The sequence below is a fragment of the Pseudoalteromonas sp. NZS127_1 genome, from assembly GCF_015864295.1.
GTDB classification, from domain to species: Bacteria; Pseudomonadota; Gammaproteobacteria; order Enterobacterales; family Alteromonadaceae; genus Pseudoalteromonas; species Pseudoalteromonas arctica.
Genome location: NZ_JADYXO010000001.1, coordinates 363,591 through 380,298, shown reverse-complemented (window position 1 = coordinate 380,298; position 16,708 = coordinate 363,591). Strand labels below are relative to the sequence as shown.

Sequence of the window (16,708 nt, the reverse complement as noted above, 5' to 3'; positions counted from 1 at the left end):
GTAATTTAAAGGCAATTATAACGCGTTGAATTACCTAGAATGGTTTTAATTTAAGTGGCGGTTGATTATGATAGAACACGTAATACTTACACCCTTTTTATAATTTTCAGTAAGGATCACCATGTCTAACTATAACGAATCTCCAGAACAAGTTGAACAGGCCACTCAAGGCTTTGTTATGCAACAAACTATGTTACGTATTAAAGATCCAAAGCCGTCGCTTGAATTTTACCAAAATGTATTAGGTATGAAGCTGTTAGGTAAGTATGATTTTCCTGGTATGGAGTTTACGCTTTACTTTTTAGGCTACGAGCAAGAATTGCCACAAGGTGATGATAAAACTAAAGCTGAATGGGTGTTTCGTCGCCCTGCGCTAATTGAGTTAACCCATAACTGGGGCACTGAAAACGACGATAGCTTTGAGGGCTACCACAGTGGTAACCAAGAACCTAAAGGATTTGGACATATTGGTATTAGCGTACCGGATGTTTACGAAGCCTGTGAGCGCTTTTCAAAATACGATGTAGAGTTTGTAAAAAAACCAGATGATGGCTCAATGAAAGGCTTAGCATTTATTAAAGACCCTGACGGCTACTGGATTGAAATACTATCTGCTGAAGGTATTACTGAGATTATTCTTTCTCAGTAATAATAAGCTGCTATAAAAAGAGCTTAGTTGTAATCTCCACCAGCAACTAATTACCAATTTAGAACCACTGGTTTTGTTACCTTGCTTTTAAGTGAGGTAACCCATTTAAAACGTTTTAGGTAATTAGTTACCCGCCCGCTGTATTTTAAGCATAAAAGGAGATTTAAATGCTCATTGGCATCATAGAAGATCATCAATTAGTAAGAGACAGCTTTAAAAAGCTTTTAGAGTTACAACTAGATTGGAAAGTAATTATTGAAGCCTGCAGCGTGACAGAAGCCAAGCTGGCTGTAGAGCTTGAACAACCTGATATATTTATTGTTGATATATCGCTTAACGGCACTGAAACCGGCCTTTCTTTTTTATCGTACCTTGAAGAGTCTTTCCCGCATATTAAAAGTATTGTGGCTTCCATGCACGACCACGAACCTTATGTAAGCAATGCTTTGCGATTAGGTGCTTTGGGTTATGTGTCTAAGCGTTCTGCCTCTGATGAGCTAATAGATGCAGTTAAAGCGGTCGCTTTAGGTAAAAGGTACATTAGTGAAGACGTAAATTTTTCGATGAGTAGCGAAAATTTAGCATTAACGGTGCTTACTAACAGAGAGCTTGAAGCCCTTCCGTTATTTTCTAAGGGATTAAACGCTAAAAAAGTGGCGCAAATACTCGAAATAATGCCTAAAACAGCACATGTACACAAAGCAAACATATACAGCAAACTTAATGTTACTACCTCGTTTGAACTGCTAAAAATTGCAATTGATGCGGGAGTAATACAGTTAGATGAACTTACCTAACGTTTCATCTTTATCTAATGTTAGTTTTACTACCGCATACAAAGAGGTAGCTAAACAGTTATTGGTGGGGCTAATTTACTTTATTGCTTCACTCGCCGCTTTTTGGGTTAGCCAAAACCTTGAAACCGTACCCGAGAGCAGCGCTATATTTATTCCAGCAGGCGTAAAAATTGCGTTTTACTTACTCACTCCAACACGCTATTGGCTCACCTTATGGGTTGTGTCACGCGCTTTAGCTGCGCAGCTTGGTTTAACATACAGTGGGGTTTGGGAGTTTGATTTATTTCATGGCTTTTGGCAGGAGCTTTGCTTTATAGCGCTTGTTTATATGTTTAAAAATAGCCGCTGGCCGCCAAGCATTAACGACAGCCTAGGTATACTTTCTTTAATACTGCTTTGTGTTGCGAGTACATCTATAAAGTGGTTTTTGTTTGCCAGTGCATTTGAATTTACAAATGTATTGGTTGCTAAAGAGCTACTGCAATATCAGTTAAACATGTGCTTAGGTGATATTACTGGCTCGCTGTTAATTGCCCCTTTTATTATGTTAATTTACGATTCTAAATACAGCTTTAACACAGTCAGGCTCACTAAGTTATTTGGCCTAGTAGCCACTTTAGTGTGTTTTATATTAATTGTACTTTTTGTCTATGCGGTTCGCCCAGATACCTACCCGCTATTACGGCTTGCATCGTTATTACCTATAATTTGGTTTTCGTATAAGTATGGCTCGTTAGGCGCTGTAAGCAGTGCAGCGCTAATTAACGCGTTAATAATTGTTGAAGCAAGCATTACGCACGAGCCTAGCAATACCTACATTAGCCAGTTATTTATTTTAGCAAACGCAATTACCAGTATGGTTTTAGGCGCTGCAATTACTGAGCTTAAACGTAAAAATAATGAGTTAAAGCAAACCAATAAAGAGCTTAAAAAACAGCTAACTCAAAACACGGCGCTGGCTGCCAAAATGGTGTCGGTGCAAGAAAACGAGCGAAAGCACCTTTCGCAAGAGTTGCATGACGAATTAGGGCAAAACCTAACGGCATTAAAAACAGATTTAGCTATTTTGTCGCACCTTAGTAACGAAGATACCCAATCGTTTGTGACTACATTAAAAAATAATGCTAATTCGATGTATGACTCTGTTTATCAATTAATGCATTACCTTCGCCCGCGTGAGCTAGATGAACTCGGTTTAGAAAAGGCAATAATACAAGGGCGACTAAAAAGCTTACTGCACAAGGCAAATATTAAGTATCAGCCACAATTTAAGTTAGATAATAGCCTTTCAAAAGATCACGAAATAGCTATTTACCGAATTTGCCAAGAAGCAGTAACTAATTGTATGAAGCACAGCAATGCCAGCAAACTGGTTATAAATATAATAAACAGCGACGAATTTATTGAGTTAACAATTAGCGATAACGGGACTTTAGTAACCCCAACAGATAACTCAGGTCACTACGGTTTGGCGTTTATAGAGGAGCGAACTACGGCGTTAGGCGGGACTTTTAAGGTGTTTAAACAAAATGGCTTTACCATTAAAGTAAAGCTGCCTTTGAGTTTTGATGGCGCAATTAACTAGCAAACATGAACTTGTTTGGTATAAAATTTTTGCCTTAATTGGCCTTCGTCAAGATGGTCGGGATTAACTTGAATCTCGGCTTGATTACCTAATAGCTGTAATAGCATGCCTTTTGATATTAGATAGTTGCCTAAACTTGATTTTACAATGACTTCTTTACCTATGGCTTCTTGTAAGCGTGGCGTAGGTAGGCTCGGATGGCTAATTGGTTTTAAGCCCTCAGCTGAGGTAAATAAGTTTATGCAATGCTCTTTAGCGGCAATAATGCTTTCGTTTTTACTTTTAATTACATCAACATTATTTAAAAAATGAATTAGTGCTTGGTTAGCCCGATCAAACTCTGCTGATACGTCATCTATATTGCGGGCGGTTGCCCATTTGCGCACAACTATATATTCGTTTTTTTTAACACGAATTAAGCTTATTGAAGCTCCGGTCATTCTGCTATTCCACTCAATGCGGTAGCAATCAGTTCCTAAGCTGTGAAGCAACACGCTCATGATTCCAAAATCCTTTGTACTTTCATCAATCAAGCTCATTTTCGATCCCTCACTTGCAAGTTACAAGGAGTGTATAAACGATTGCTTAAGTAATAAATCATCCATATTCTTAATCGCTCTAGGAAAATGGCTTATATAAATTTTGGAATTAGTGGCTTTAAGTTAATAACTAATATTACATACAAAAAAGCGAGTGGTTTAGCTAACTGCTAATAATTAATTTGTAAGTGATTTATAGCTTATTTATAAGCCCAGGCATCGGTTATTGTTACTTGGCAATTGTTATAACTGGCCGCTTGTTTTTGCGCAATACCTCTTACTCTAAAGTTTGTTGAGTCATTAGGAAGTATAATTAGGTCTTCGTCGGTTATTGATAGCGTATCGACTAGTGCGTTTTGCTCTGATAAAAAGTCGACTTTAAACTTTATATTTTTAAACGAAAAGTCTGATTCATTTTTTATTTTCCCTATACACGCAACATACAAGCTATCGGTTTCATTTTTAGTGCTTATTTGGCTTACATTAGCAGTTAAGTTTTTTTGTGCTTGGTCTTCAAGCCCTGCTACATAAATATTTTGATAAAAAACAAACCCAAAAATACCAACAATACTTAAGGCCAATGCACCAATAATTATGGGATTATTTTCTAAGTTAGAGTACTTAGCTTGAAGAGAGGTGCATTGAGGGCATTTTTTAGCGCGAGAATCAATTGAGCTAAAACACATAATGCATTCTTTAGTTTGCTGAATATGTACCATTACAATAAGCATCCTTGTTAAGTATTAAAACCACCAGCAGTGCTGACTTTTAAGGAGTTTAAGTGTACGCATGCAAAGAATATCCGTAAACACAAATAGCTTAAATAAGTAACGATTTTAGCACCCATTAAAGATAACTGTATATAAACACAGTGCGCGTGTTTTTAGTATTTTAACGAAAACACAAAAAAGCCAGCGGTTAAGCTGGCTTAGTATATTTACTACTTACATAGCTACTTACGTAGTGCGTCTATTCGCGCATCAAGCGGTGGGTGCGATGAAAACAGCTCAGCCATACCTTTTCCACTTGCAATACCAAAGGCCATCATTGAACCTTCTAATTGCGATGGGTGGTTTTGCTTTAATCGCTCAAGCGCTGAGCGCATTTTGTATGCACCTACCAATTTAGCTGCGCCACTGTCGGCTGCAAACTCACGTTTACGGCTGTAGCTTGCAACGACTATGCTGGCAAGTACGCCAAATAATACTTGGAATAACATATCGAATAAGAAATAAGTCCAGCTACTGCCGCCCTCTTCTTCATCGCTATTTATAAAGTTATCTACTATGCCTGCCAGTACTTTTGCAGCAAATATTACAAAGGTATTTACCACGCCTTGTATTAGGGTAAGCGTTACCATGTCGCCGTTGGCAATGTGCGATACTTCGTGAGCAAGTACAGCTTCGGCCTGATCTTGGGTCATGTTGTGCATTAAGCCTGTGCTTACTGCCACTAATGAGTTGTTTTTACTCGGGCCAGTTGCAAATGCGTTCATTTCTGGGCTGTCGTAAATTGCCACTTCTGGCATTTTAATACCTGCTTTTTGTGCTTGAGCAGATACTGTTTGTACAAGCCAGCGTTCTGTTTCATTACGTGGCTGCGTAATTACTTGAGCGCCTGTTGATTTTTTAGCGATCCACTTAGACATAAATAACGAAATAAACGATCCACCAAAACCAAACACAGTGGCTATCAGTAAAATTCCGCCAAGGCTACGATGGCTCAAGCCCAGCGCGCTCATTATAATTGAAAGCACTACACCTAATACCAACATAACCGCTAGGTTAGTTAATAAAAACAAAAATATACGTTTCATATTGTCCTCACAAAAATAGGTTTGATCACTAAGCGATTAATGCATTTGGAATTAAATCAGCTAAAAGCAATCACTGCGACATGACACACTATGTCATACCGTTAGCGCCATTCTGTGACAAACTATGTCATAACGCAAGGGTTATTTATGTGTTTATAAATATAATTTTATGGGGTAATAATACAGGGTCTGTTGATCTTTGCGGATTAAAATTTGTTCAAACTAGGGTCTATTTAATCGCGGCACGAGATTTGTAACCTAGTGGGCTCGATAACTGCTCCTGCGTTATTCTACTGGCTTACATCCATGTAAGAATAAGTAAAAACCGAGCAAAAAAAAGTAAATAGTCCCTAGGAAGAACCCTTTGGGCAGCGCCTGTTTGGCATTAATGCTACGTTATCGCCTATTTATGGGGAATAGCCACACTGCATAGGCTCTGCCTTGCCTAAATACCAAACAGACTGCTGCAAATTTAACCTTGAAAGTTCAACAGACCCTAGCTAAGCAGCAAGGCTTATTGTTTTATATTTATTACAGAAAGCCTATAAATATTATTTTAAATCAGTGCATTGAAACGCAGCCTGTTAGTCCACTTTTTAAATACTGTTGTTTACTAATGCCATTTCAACAGGAAAATCACGCTCTTTGGCTAATACTTGAGCCACTGCGGTTATATCTGCATGGCTCGTTTTATTTAGGTATGTCCATTGGTGGTTTTCACGATGCTTATTAATATCGGGCTGATTGCTCACTAAACCTAATTTTATAAACTCTGTAACAATTTCATCGGCTGCTGTGAGGGTTGATGACGCTTTTACATTTTCAGCACGCGCATAACTAATATGCGAATATAAGCTTACATCGGCTACGCGCAAAGTGTCGTCATCCCCTGGTATTTGTTGGCCGCCAAACAGCGCATTATTTTGTGTATTGGCATTTTTAAATGCAGGTACAAATTCGGCTACATAATCAATGGCTTTTTGAATGCGTGTTTGCAGCGCTGCTTTGTCCCAGCCATCTTCAATATAATGCAGGTACTTATTAGGTAGCTTAGGTTGTGCACTTATTGCTGTTGTATCTGCTAAGCCATCGTTAAATAGCGTAATGGCGTTGGTCATCCCGTGTATTTGAAAATACCCATTAGGATAAGGCGTTAACTGCGCCATACCTTCTGGCGTACCTCGCTTTCCATAAATAATAATTTCGGGTATTTGCCCACCCGCGCCCTGCCAATGTGTAATGTAGGATGCTTTAAATTCAACCATGCGCTTAACATTTACCCCCACCATGTCGTCAATAATGCCGGTTTGAAAGCCACACGCATTAATAAGGTAATCTACTTCAAGTGTTTGGGTAGTTGCGGATTGCGATGATTGGTATTCAATATTCCACTTTGATATTTGCTCGCGCGTATTGGTACCGTTAGTTTTTACTGGCGATACGTGTTTAACAAGTGTGTTTGTTAAAACATCAGCATGGTCGTATTGTGCCAGCGCTAATTGCGCACTGGCCGATAGCCTAAATATATTCCAGCCATATTCTTGCGCCACTATGAGTGGGTATTTTATTTTGCTTAAATTTAAATGCTTAGCTACCGGTATCATCCATTCATCAAGCGTTTTGGGCTCTGTTACTTGTTGTTGCTTTTTAAGCTCAAGCATTTGCTCACGACTATATAGCTGGTAATAGTTATTTGGCTCACCTAATACTTTGTTTTTGGCGTCTTGCTTAATAAGCTCTTTGTAGGCTTGAGTTAACTTATCTAGCCTTGGTAGTAAATCTTCTGGCGAGTCGTCATCACGCGTAGGTACTGCAAATACAGTTGGCCTTACATCGATGGTGTAAGGATAAAGGCGCAAAATATCTATACATTGCTTAAGTAAATCTATGCAGTCTTCGTCGGGTATTTCTCGGTATAAATTACCACCAGCATGCAAATGGCACATTGGTGGGCCATCAATTAACGACTTTTTTTTCTCAAAAATGGTTGTTTGTAATCCTAAAGCAGCTAAACGAATCGCAATTGTTGCCCCCGCTGTGCCCCCACCTAATATGCCTACACGCGTTTTTGGTAAACGACTACCTAATGCGTCCACTTCAGATTTTTGGTGCACATTTTGGGTGTAGTTTTTAATAAATGGGTGCGTCATGGTGTGAGGGATGTCCTTGGTGACATTAGTGTAAATGTAGGCTGCGGTTATTAAAGTTGATATGTGTACTAAGGTAGGCTATTTCAAGGCTTAAATACTATAAATATGCGCATGTATTTAATACAAAAACTGCTTTGTATTTAACAAAGCAGTGTTTTAACTTTTAAGAATTTAGATCGAGGGTATTGAGTAAGCTTTTGTATATTTGTAGTTTAGGTGTTTGTTCGCTGTATGGGCTTATAGCCAAAATAGGAAATGGCAAACGTGCTTTAAGCGTATCAAGGTTTGCTTGGTATTCTTCCATATTGGGATCTACTTGATTGGCAATCCAACCAACACAATTTACGCCTAGGCTTTGCATATGGGCGGCTGTAAGTAAGGCATGGTTTAAGCAGCCTAGCTTCATACCAACAACGAGTATGACTGGTAGCTGCTCAGCCTTTACCCAATCGTATAAATAGTCGGTATTATTAATTGGTAGTGCCCAACCACCCGCGCCTTCGGTAAGTAGGTAATCAGCGCCTTGTTGTTTTACGTTTTGATACGCTTCAGTAAGCTTATCAACAGTAATGGTAACACCTACTTGCTTAGCCGCTATATGCGGCGCTATAGGTGGCGCAAAGGCAAACGGATTAATTATATCGTACTTAGCACTAACGGTTGCGCTTTCCATTAGTATGAGCGCATCGGCGTTTACAAGCTGATCGAACGCCATTTCGCAGCCTGCAGCAAGGGGCTTATAGCCAATAGCGTGTTTTTTATGTTGGGCAAGTAGCTTTAGTAGCAAGCTGGTAACGTGAGTTTTTCCGGCATCGGTGTCGGTGCCTGTTATAAAAAATTCTTTCATGCGTTGCCTTTAATGTCTTTGGGCTTATTTAGGGTCTGTTGAACTTTGCGGATTAAAATTTGTTCAAACTAGGGGCTATTTAATCGCGGCGCGAGATTTGTAACCTAGTGGGCTAAGTCAAAACCGAGCAACAAAGAGTAAATAGCCCCTAGGCAGAACCCTTTGGGCAGCGCCTGTTTGGCATTAATGCTACGTTATCGCCTATTTATGGGGAATAACCACACTGTATAGGCTCTGCCTTGCCTAAATACCAAACAGACTGCTGCAAATTTAACCTTGAAAGATCAACAGACCCTAGTCTTTTTCTAATGATAACAATACCACATGGTAGGACACACATGCTTTGTTGTTTACTAGTGGGTATGCATTAAATACATGTTGCAGTGCCGACTTTGTAAGTAATCCACGGCGTGTATTACTATGATTTTGCGTTGTAGCGCCAATGGCTTTAATCGATTTAATGGCTTGTAAAGGCGTTGAGTAAGTATCGGTATAAACCACTTTTTGTGCGCTGTTTATAATAAAACCTGCCTTTTGGACTGATTGGTTTATATAAAATTCGCTATTAAATGTATTTATATGGCTGTTCGAATCAAGCGCTGCAAAGGCTGATTTAATTTCATTAAGTGACCCTGATACTACTGTACTGATATACGCTTTACCACCGGGTTTTAAAGCACGATAAAGCGATTGCATCAGCTTTTCAAAATTAGCTGACCACTGCACTGCAAAGTTACTGTAAATAACATCAACACTGTTTGCTTGTAGCGGTAAGTTATCCATATCGGCGCAAATACGTGGCGCTTTTAATGCGCTGCTTTTTAGCATGCTTATGCTTAAATCCATTGCTATAACACTGCCGAATATATTTTGTAATGAGTGCGTATTAACAAGCGGGCCTGCACCTAAATCTACACATACCTTGTTTTTATTATGTTGCTGCGTGTTTATTAGTTTAAATAAGTCACTTGCAGCCTGTTTTTGTACATTAGCATGCTTGCTGTAGCCATCGGCAGCTTTTGAAAACTTACTTTGTGTAGATTTTTTTAATGTATTGCTACTCACATTTTTATGAGTATTAACGCCATTAGAATCATTATTTATAGCTGTAAGCGTTGCAGGCGTGTTTATATATTCCTGCTTATGAGCGGTGCTTGTATTGCTAAATTTTTGAGCAATCATGCTATTGCACCTTTTAAGTGCTCAATAAGCGTGGTTATATCTTGCTTTGTATGAGCAGCAGTAAGTGTAATGCGCAAACGCGAGGTATTATGTGCAACCGTGGGCGGCCTAATTGCAGTAAGCCAAATACCATTTTGCTTTAACTTTTCAGCTGCTTTTAAAGTATGTTCAGCACAGCCTAAAACAATGGGCTGAATGGCTGTGTTTGATTCCATTACGGCAATATTACGGCTTTTAGCGAGTTGCTTAAATAATGCAATATTGGCATTTAGCTTATCGCGTTTATCATCAGCTTCTTTTATGCTTTTAATACGCGCAAGTGTGTGGCTTGCCATAAGTGGCGACATAGCGGTTGAGTAAGTGTAATCGCGGTTAAATTGCAGCATGTAATCAATATACTGCTGGCTGCCTAGTACACACGCGCCACTACTAGCAACGGCTTTACCAAAGGTAATTACTAATATATCGGGAAGTGTAATACCCTCTTCTAAAAGTACTTCGCAACTACCAAGCCCTGTTTTACCCAAAGCACCAAAACCGTGGGCATCGTCAATCATTAACCAGGCATTATGTTGCTTTGCCAAGGCGAGTAATTCTTTTAATGGCGCAGTATCGCCATCCATCGAAAAAACACCTTCGCTTATAATTAGCTTATCTAGCGCTTTTGATTTTTCGAGCCGTGAGCGTAAGTGGTTTAAATCGTTATGATTAAAGCGCACTAATGCGGCGTTAGAGTGCATTGCCCCGTCAATCAAGCTTGCATGATTTAACTTATCTTGAAAAATAGCGCTGTTTTGTGCAGCCGTTTTGTCTTGAAACAACGCTTTAATTACGCTGCTATTAGCACTAAACCCTGAGTTAAATAACATGCCTGCGCTATAACCCAATTGCTTACATAAGTATTGTTCGAGCGCTTTTTGCTGCGCCTGATAACCTGTAACCAATGCTGAGCTGTGGCTGCCTAACACATGGGAGTCATTAAGGTTAATAGCCACATCACCAAAACCTAAGTAGTCGTTACTGGCAAAGTTAAGATAGGTTTTATTATTAACTGTAATAGTACGCGCGGTTGCATGCTCTACTACTTGGCGTTTACGAAGCAGCGCATCTTGCAGGCGAGCCTGCAGATGCGTGTTTATAAAATCAAAAGGCATAGTTATAAAAAGCCTACGCTTCGTAAAATAATTCAGAGGTTGCTTTGTCGGCCACTTGCGATGAAAGCGAGGCTTCTACTGCTTCGTCTGAATAGTCGTGACGCTTTTCTGGGTTCATGCCTAATTTTTTAATTAGATTCATATCTGCATCAGCGTCTGGGTTTTCGGTGGTAAGTAGTTTATCGCCATAAAATATTGAATTAGCGCCTGCAAAAAAGCACATTGATTGCATTTGCTCGTTCATGGCGTTACGCCCTGCCGATAAACGCACATAGCTATGTGGCATCATAATACGCGCTGTTGCAATGGTACGTACAAATTCAAAGTGATCTAAATCGTCTATGTTTTCAAGCGGTGTGCCTTTAACTTTTACAAGCATATTAATAGGCACGCTTTCTGGCTGTTGTGGCAAATTAGCTAGCTGCATAAGTAGCCCGTAGCGGTCGCTTGCTTGCTCGCCCATACCGACAATTCCGCCCGAGCATACTTTCATACCAGCGTCGCGCACGTGGTCAATGGTATTTAATCTATCTTGAAATGTACGTGTTGATATAATTTGCTCGTAATACTCAGGTGATGTGTCGAGGTTGTGATTGTAGTAATCAAGCCCTGCGTCTCTAAGTTCATGCGCTTTTTCGTTAGTGAGTTTACCCAGCGTCATACAGGTCTCTAGACCTAGCTCTTTTACTTCTTTAACCATTTGCGAAATGTACGGCATGTCTCTGTCTTTTGGATCTGACCATGCAGCGCCCATACAAAAACGCGTTGCGCCTTTTTGTTTTGCCAGGCGTGCTTGCTCTACTACTTTTTCTACTTCTATTAAGCGTTCGCGTTCTAAATCAGTACGGTAGTGCCCCGATTGCGGGCAATACTTACAATCTTCTGGGCAAGCGCCTGTTTTAATTGATAACAACGTAGAAATTTGCACTTCATTGGGATTAAAATTAGCACGGTGAACCGATGCAGCTTTAAAAAGTAAATCGTTAAACGGCATTTCAAATAATGCTTTAACTTCAGCGTGGGTCCAATCGTGACGAACAGGTGCAAGTTCCATAATACTCTCTTATTTTTTTCATAACGGTGATATTGGCTTAGTCTACGAGTTGAAGTACTATTGTCAACGAAGCCCACCAAGTTAAAGTTTACATATGAGCAAAAAGAATACGATTGACCTTGATTTTGATCGACAGCACATTTGGCACCCATATACCTCTATGACACAGCCAATTCCGGTTTACCCCGTTACCCACGCAAATCACAACATTATTCACCTTGAAACTGGCGAGCAATTAATCGATGGCATGGCCTCGTGGTGGAGCGCAATACATGGCTATAACCACCCTGTTATAAATAACGCGATGATTAAGCAAATTAACAGTATGAGCCACATTATGTTTGGTGGTATTACGCATAACAGCGCAGTTGAACTGTGCAAAAAAATAGTCAATATAACGCCGCCTAGTTTAACTAAAGTGTTTTTAGCCGACAGCGGCTCGGTAAGCGTTGAAGTGGCGATAAAAATGGCGCTGCAATATTGGTTAAGCCAAGGTATTACCACCAAACAAAAATTAATGACGCCCTACAAGGGTTACCATGGCGACACGTTTGCAGCCATGAGCGTATGCGATCCTGTTAACTCAATGCATAGTTTGTATAGCGGCTTTTTACCTGAGCATGTATTTGTACCTGCACCGGTGAGTAAGTTTGGTAGCGAGTTTAACCAAGCAGAAGCCCTAGCGCTTGAAGAATACTTTCAAGCCCACCATAGCCAAGTAGCTGCATTTATAATTGAACCTATTGTGCAAAACGCGGGTGGAATGAACTTTTATCACCCCGATTACCTTGCCTGCGCACGCAAGCTTTGTACGCAATATAATGTGCTGCTCATTTGCGACGAAATTGCCACAGGCTTTGGCAGAACAGGTAAATTATTTGCCGTAGAACATGCCAATATTGAACCCGATATAATGTGTATTGGCAAAGCCCTCACAGGCGGTTCAATGACGCTATCGGCCACTATAACTAGCGATAAAATAGCCATTGGCATAAGCGAAGGTGAAGCTGGCGTTTTAATGCACGGCCCAACTTTTATGGGTAACCCGCTTGCTTGTGCTGCGGCGTGTGCAAGTATCGATTTATTACTCGAGCAAAACTGGCAACAACGAATAAAGCAGCTAAATACTCAACTTCAACAACTTAATAAATGCAGTGAATTGGATGACGTTGCTGATGTACGTACTTTAGGCGCAATTGGTGTTGTAGAGCTTACCGATAAAGCAGGCAATGTGAATGTTGCTAAAATTCAGGCTTATTTTGTAGAGCAAGGTGTGTGGATCCGCCCTTTTGGTAAACTAATTTACCTTATGCCACCGTATATAAGTGATGATACGAGTATAAAAACACTGTGTGATGCCATTTATAACGCTATTGAAGGCAAACACTACGTTTAAATACTCATATTAAGCGTATCAATACCCGTTAATTTGTTGATTAGTGCCAACAATGTGTAACTAGCCGCTACATTTAGTGTTTTTATCTATTTTGACAGTTTGTGGTTATTGATCTCCTTAATCTTTAACTATATGATAATGTCTATCATTTACAATTACCTTTATGGACTCTTTTGCAATGAATTTATTATTTAAACCGGCTAAAACGTTAGGTGTAAGCCTTTTACTTGCTTCAGCTTTTATGGCGCAACCAGTATTGGCCAATGGCCCAATTGGCGAGCATGTAAATCATCTTCAAGAAAACATTAAAAGTTACAATGAAGAAGTTGAATGGATGATTGGCAAAGTTGACACCATGGTAAACGACTACGATACCAAAGGCGCTAAAGCGGTTAAAACAGATGATTTAATTGAATATTGGGAATCAGTTAAGTTTCATAGCGCAATAGAAACTAACTTTGTACCGGTATACGCTTCTATTTGGCAAGGTATTTATGGCGTAAAAATGGCCATTGAAAATGGCAAACCAGCGGCTGAAGTACGTAAAGAGCAAGAAGCGATGAACATAGCCTTGTGGCAAGGCCTTGGGGCTGTTAAGCTTGCTGCAAAATTCCAGCAAAAAGGCTTGTTAGACACTGTAAAAGCTACCGCTACAAAAGAAATGACACAAAGTGCCACAATTGATGAAATTAAGCACAAATTAGACCGTGTAGTAGCTAAATTTGCTGAGCGTTTACAAGACGAAGCAACTGAAATTGTTCACGATACTTATCTACACCTGTTTGAAGGCGTTGAAGGTACACTTATTGAGCAAGACGCTAACCTAGTTGAAGTGCTGGAAAAAGACTTTAACGTAACACTGCCACTAGCAATTAAAAACAGCAAAAGCGTCGATGAAGTACGCGATGTGATCAGTGATATGCAAACAAAATTAGAGCGCGCTAAGGTTTTAATAGAAAAAGCCGAAAAAGCCCGTAAGGATGTATTTTAAGTGAAGCGTAGGACCTTTATTCAAGGCATAGCTGCGTTAGGGGTGGTTGGCTCATTGCCACTGCCTCTTTCTCGTGCGCTAGCCGCTGATATAGCAAACCCAGTTTCTGTTGATGATTTACCAAAGCTTAAAGGCGAGTTAACTCTTTATTTAGGCCGAGGCGAAGGTGGTTTGTATGAAAACGTATTGCAAGCAATCCAGAAAAAAAATCCAGACTTTAAACTCGGTATACGCCGAGGTCCTACTGCTGCTTTAGCAAATACGATTGTTGCAGAAGCTAAAGCCGGCGTTCGCCGCGCTGATTTATTTTGGGCGGTTGATTCAGGCGCGATTGGTTTAGTAACCGATGCAGGCCTTGCACAACCTATCCCAAGTGATTTATCTGCTCAGTTACAACCACAATTTAGATATAAAGAGTGGGCTCCAGTAACTGGCCGTATTCGTACATTGCCATATAACACGTCGCGTTTGACCAAAGATCAAATTCCAACAAGTATTATGGAAATTGCCGACAGCGATTTAAGTATTGGCTGGGCACCCGCCTACGCTTCTTTTCAATCATTTGTAACCGCAATGCGAATTTTAGAAGGCGACGACAAAACCGCTAAGTGGCTTAAAAAGATTAAAAAACGTGCTAAAACATACGCTGGCGAATTAGGTGTTGTTATGGGCGTTGAGCGCGGTGAAGTTGATATTGGTTTTGCTAATCACTATTACACATTGCGTTTAAAATCAGGCAAGCCTGATGCCAAGCTTGATTTAGCATTTACACAAAATGATGCGGGCTGTTTAGTTAATGCATCGGGTGTATTAGCCCTTAACGACGATCCGCTTGCTACTAACTTTATGCGTTACTTACTTAGTAAAGAAGTACAAGGTTACTTAGCCAGTGAAGCGTACGAAATTCCGTTAGTAAATGGTATTACCCAACCTGAGGGTCTACCATCACTTGCTAATATTTCTCCACCTAAAGTAGATTTAACACAGCTTGCTGATTTACGCCCTACTATAGATTTGATGCGTAGCAGCGGCGTATTGTAATGAGAATACCTGCCTCTTATCCAATGGCGCTGCTTGCAGCGCTTGTTGCGCTTACCCCTGTTTATGTATTAATAGTGCTTGCAAGCGATGCAAGCTCAGTATTTGACACCCACAATCTGCAAATTTTAGGCAACACGTTATCGTTAATGGGTTTGACGGTACTCGGATCTATTTTAATTGGTGTGCCACTGGCGTTTATTAGCGCGTATGTGCATTTGCCATTTAAAAAACTCTGGCTAGTTGTATTTGCGGCGCCGCTGGCAATCCCCAGTTATATTGGCGCGTTTACACTTTATGCTGCTTTTGGCCCCGGTGGCGAAATAAACACCTTAACAGGAATAGAAACACCATCAATGTATGGCCTAACAGGCGCTGCAATTGTGATGACGCTTTATACTTTCCCGTTTGTAATGATGACAACTCGCTCATCCCTACTAAGCCTTGATGCAAGCATGGTTAATGCTGCACGAACGCTGGGTATGTCGATGACGCAAAGTATATTTAAAGTTATATTACCGCGCGTAGTTAACGGTATTGCAGCAGGCTCTTTGTTAGTCGCCCTTTATACATTATCAGACTTTGGCACGCCCGCAATGATGCGCTTAGATACGTTTACCCGCGTAATTTACGTTGAATACAACGCTTTTGCGTTAGGGCGCGCAGCCATGCTTTCGCTTCAACTGATGGTTATTGTTGGCTTTTTACTTTTAGTTGAATCACAAATAAAAACAGCCCCTGAGCGCCAAGGTCGCCCGTTAATTTTATTCCCAAGCAAACTACAGTTAAGTGCAATATTTATTACGTTTGCACCTGTTTTACTGCTCGCTATTGGCTTGCCTTTGGCTATATTTTCGCTTTGGTTAGCTCGTGATGGTTTTAGCTCATTTGATTTTAATATTGCGTGGAACTCTACGTATGCATCGGGTATTGCGGCAATTGTAGCCGTTATCGTTGCGATCCCCGTTGCACATGCCGCACTGAGTGGAAAAGCGGGTCGTATAATGGAGCGTGTTACTTACTTTGGTTTTGGTATTCCGGGTATAGTAATGGGCACAGCGCTTGTTTACGGTGGTTTGCAGTTACCGTTTTTATATCAAACACTGGGATTGCTTATTATTGCTTATATGCTGCGATTTTTACCACTTGCTGTGGGCTCTGTTAGAACAAGCACCGAACACTTAGACCCAAGCTTAGTAAAGTCTGCGCGCGTATTAGGGGCAAGCCCACGTGAAGTATTTACTCGTATAACACTGCCTTTAACAATGCGCGGTATTATTGCCGGTGCAGCACTGGTGTTTTTAGAGTCAATGCGCGAACTCGAAGCCACGCTATTACTTGGCCCAACAGGGTTTGAAACCCTCTCTACATATTTATGGCGTGTATACGAAGCGGGCTATTTTGGTCGCGCTGCTATTCCTGGATTATTGTTAGTAGTGATATCTGCCTGCGGGTTAGCTATTATGATGTCTGGCGAAAAACGCAACCAGTTTGAACATTAAGGATTTAA

At 40.4% G+C, this 16,708-nt stretch carries 15 protein-coding genes; 7 read left to right on the top strand and 8 right to left on the bottom strand.

The annotated features are described in order from the left end of the window. The first annotated feature begins 121 nt into the window (after positions 1 to 121). The 3 genes from gloA (at position 122) to I6F50_RS01540 (ending at position 3,031) form a co-directional block, all read left to right on the top strand. Positions 122 to 649: a lactoylglutathione lyase gene (gene gloA / locus I6F50_RS01550; RefSeq protein ID WP_197175160.1), complete on the top strand. Its 528-nt coding sequence runs from the start codon at positions 122 to 124 to the stop codon at positions 647 to 649. Positions 650 to 816: 167 nt separating this feature from the next. Further along, a complete protein-coding gene (locus tag I6F50_RS01545; protein WP_197175159.1) occupies positions 817 to 1,446 on the top strand; it encodes a response regulator transcription factor in 630 nt (209 codons plus the stop codon). Further along, on the top strand, positions 1,433 to 3,031 hold the full coding sequence (locus I6F50_RS01540; protein WP_197175157.1) for an MASE1 domain-containing protein: 1,599 nt from the start codon (positions 1,433 to 1,435) through the stop codon (positions 3,029 to 3,031). Before I6F50_RS01545 ends, I6F50_RS01540 begins: the two co-directional genes overlap by 14 nt. Here the strand turns inward: I6F50_RS01540 and I6F50_RS01535 are convergent. From I6F50_RS01535 to bioB, 8 genes are all read right to left on the bottom strand, one after another. Further along, positions 3,028 to 3,570 (bottom strand): hypothetical protein, encoded by a 543-nt coding sequence (locus tag I6F50_RS01535; RefSeq protein WP_197175155.1) that lies wholly within the window; start codon positions 3,568 to 3,570, stop codon positions 3,028 to 3,030. The genes I6F50_RS01540 and I6F50_RS01535 overlap by 4 nt on opposite strands. Positions 3,571 to 3,770: 200 nt before the next feature. Beyond that, entirely contained in the window at positions 3,771 to 4,289 is a 519-nt protein-coding gene (locus I6F50_RS01530) for a hypothetical protein (protein ID WP_197175153.1), read from the bottom strand. A 233-nt stretch (positions 4,290 to 4,522) separates the two neighbouring features. Then, the gene (gene htpX, locus I6F50_RS01525) at positions 4,523 to 5,386 is read right to left on the bottom strand and encodes a protease HtpX (RefSeq protein WP_197175151.1); all 864 of its coding nucleotides are present in this window, start codon (positions 5,384 to 5,386) and stop codon (positions 4,523 to 4,525) included. A 596-nt stretch (positions 5,387 to 5,982) separates the two neighbouring features. Continuing rightward, positions 5,983 to 7,536, bottom strand: a complete 1,554-nt coding sequence (locus I6F50_RS01520; RefSeq protein WP_197175148.1) for an FAD-dependent oxidoreductase — start codon at positions 7,534 to 7,536, stop codon at positions 5,983 to 5,985. A gap of 163 nt (positions 7,537 to 7,699) precedes the next feature. Further along, complete coding sequence (gene bioD / locus I6F50_RS01515) at positions 7,700 to 8,383, bottom strand: dethiobiotin synthase (protein ID WP_197175146.1); 684 nt, start codon at positions 8,381 to 8,383, stop codon at positions 7,700 to 7,702. 294 nt (positions 8,384 to 8,677) lie between these two features. Further along, a complete protein-coding gene (locus I6F50_RS01510) occupies positions 8,678 to 9,565 on the bottom strand; it encodes a methyltransferase domain-containing protein (protein ID WP_197175144.1) in 888 nt (295 codons plus the stop codon). Beyond that, positions 9,562 to 10,719, bottom strand: a complete 1,158-nt coding sequence (locus tag I6F50_RS01505) for an 8-amino-7-oxononanoate synthase (protein ID WP_197175143.1) — start codon at positions 10,717 to 10,719, stop codon at positions 9,562 to 9,564. The genes I6F50_RS01510 and I6F50_RS01505 overlap by 4 nt, the downstream gene beginning before the upstream one ends. 13 nt (positions 10,720 to 10,732) lie before the next feature. Beyond that, positions 10,733 to 11,773, bottom strand: coding sequence for a biotin synthase BioB (gene bioB, locus I6F50_RS01500; RefSeq protein ID WP_166419596.1), 1,041 nt, complete (start codon positions 11,771 to 11,773; stop codon positions 10,733 to 10,735). Positions 11,774 to 11,867: 94 nt separating this feature from the next. Between bioB and bioA the strand changes: the two genes are divergently transcribed. The 4 genes from bioA to I6F50_RS01480 all read left to right on the top strand — a co-directional run bounded on the left by bioA (position 11,868) and on the right by I6F50_RS01480 (position 16,700). Next, positions 11,868 to 13,169: an adenosylmethionine--8-amino-7-oxononanoate transaminase gene (bioA, locus tag I6F50_RS01495; RefSeq protein ID WP_197175141.1), complete on the top strand. Its 1,302-nt coding sequence runs from the start codon at positions 11,868 to 11,870 to the stop codon at positions 13,167 to 13,169. Positions 13,170 to 13,347: 178 nt separating this feature from the next. Beyond that, on the top strand, positions 13,348 to 14,160 hold the full coding sequence (locus I6F50_RS01490) for a hypothetical protein (RefSeq protein WP_197175138.1): 813 nt from the start codon (positions 13,348 to 13,350) through the stop codon (positions 14,158 to 14,160). Further along, on the top strand, positions 14,161 to 15,201 hold the full coding sequence (locus I6F50_RS01485) for an extracellular solute-binding protein (protein ID WP_197175136.1): 1,041 nt from the start codon (positions 14,161 to 14,163) through the stop codon (positions 15,199 to 15,201). It begins immediately after the preceding gene. Then, positions 15,201 to 16,700: an iron ABC transporter permease gene (locus I6F50_RS01480; protein WP_024589223.1), complete on the top strand. Its 1,500-nt coding sequence runs from the start codon at positions 15,201 to 15,203 to the stop codon at positions 16,698 to 16,700. The genes I6F50_RS01485 and I6F50_RS01480 overlap by 1 nt, the downstream gene beginning before the upstream one ends. Positions 16,701 to 16,708 lie beyond the last annotated feature (8 nt).

What these genes read in the sequence shown, in the direction of transcription:
- gloA (WP_197175160.1), top strand. Translation starts at nt 122, where the DNA reads ATGTCTAACTATAACGAATCTCCAGAACAAGTTGAACAGGCCACTCAA.
- I6F50_RS01545 (WP_197175159.1), top strand. Translation starts at nt 817, where the DNA reads ATGCTCATTGGCATCATAGAAGATCATCAATTAGTAAGAGACAGCTTT.
- I6F50_RS01540 (WP_197175157.1), top strand. Translation starts at nt 1,433, where the DNA reads ATGAACTTACCTAACGTTTCATCTTTATCTAATGTTAGTTTTACTACC.
- I6F50_RS01535 (WP_197175155.1), bottom strand. Translation starts at nt 3,570, where the DNA reads ATGAGCTTGATTGATGAAAGTACAAAGGATTTTGGAATCATGAGCGTG.
- I6F50_RS01530 (WP_197175153.1), bottom strand. Translation starts at nt 4,289, where the DNA reads ATGGTACATATTCAGCAAACTAAAGAATGCATTATGTGTTTTAGCTCA.
- htpX (WP_197175151.1), bottom strand. Translation starts at nt 5,386, where the DNA reads ATGAAACGTATATTTTTGTTTTTATTAACTAACCTAGCGGTTATGTTG.
- I6F50_RS01520 (WP_197175148.1), bottom strand. Translation starts at nt 7,536, where the DNA reads ATGACGCACCCATTTATTAAAAACTACACCCAAAATGTGCACCAAAAA.
- bioD (WP_197175146.1), bottom strand. Translation starts at nt 8,383, where the DNA reads ATGAAAGAATTTTTTATAACAGGCACCGACACCGATGCCGGAAAAACT.
- I6F50_RS01510 (WP_197175144.1), bottom strand. Translation starts at nt 9,565, where the DNA reads ATGATTGCTCAAAAATTTAGCAATACAAGCACCGCTCATAAGCAGGAA.
- I6F50_RS01505 (WP_197175143.1), bottom strand. Translation starts at nt 10,719, where the DNA reads ATGCCTTTTGATTTTATAAACACGCATCTGCAGGCTCGCCTGCAAGAT.
- bioB (WP_166419596.1), bottom strand. Translation starts at nt 11,773, where the DNA reads ATGGAACTTGCACCTGTTCGTCACGATTGGACCCACGCTGAAGTTAAA.
- bioA (WP_197175141.1), top strand. Translation starts at nt 11,868, where the DNA reads ATGAGCAAAAAGAATACGATTGACCTTGATTTTGATCGACAGCACATT.
- I6F50_RS01490 (WP_197175138.1), top strand. Translation starts at nt 13,348, where the DNA reads ATGAATTTATTATTTAAACCGGCTAAAACGTTAGGTGTAAGCCTTTTA.
- I6F50_RS01480 (WP_024589223.1), top strand. Translation starts at nt 15,201, where the DNA reads ATGAGAATACCTGCCTCTTATCCAATGGCGCTGCTTGCAGCGCTTGTT.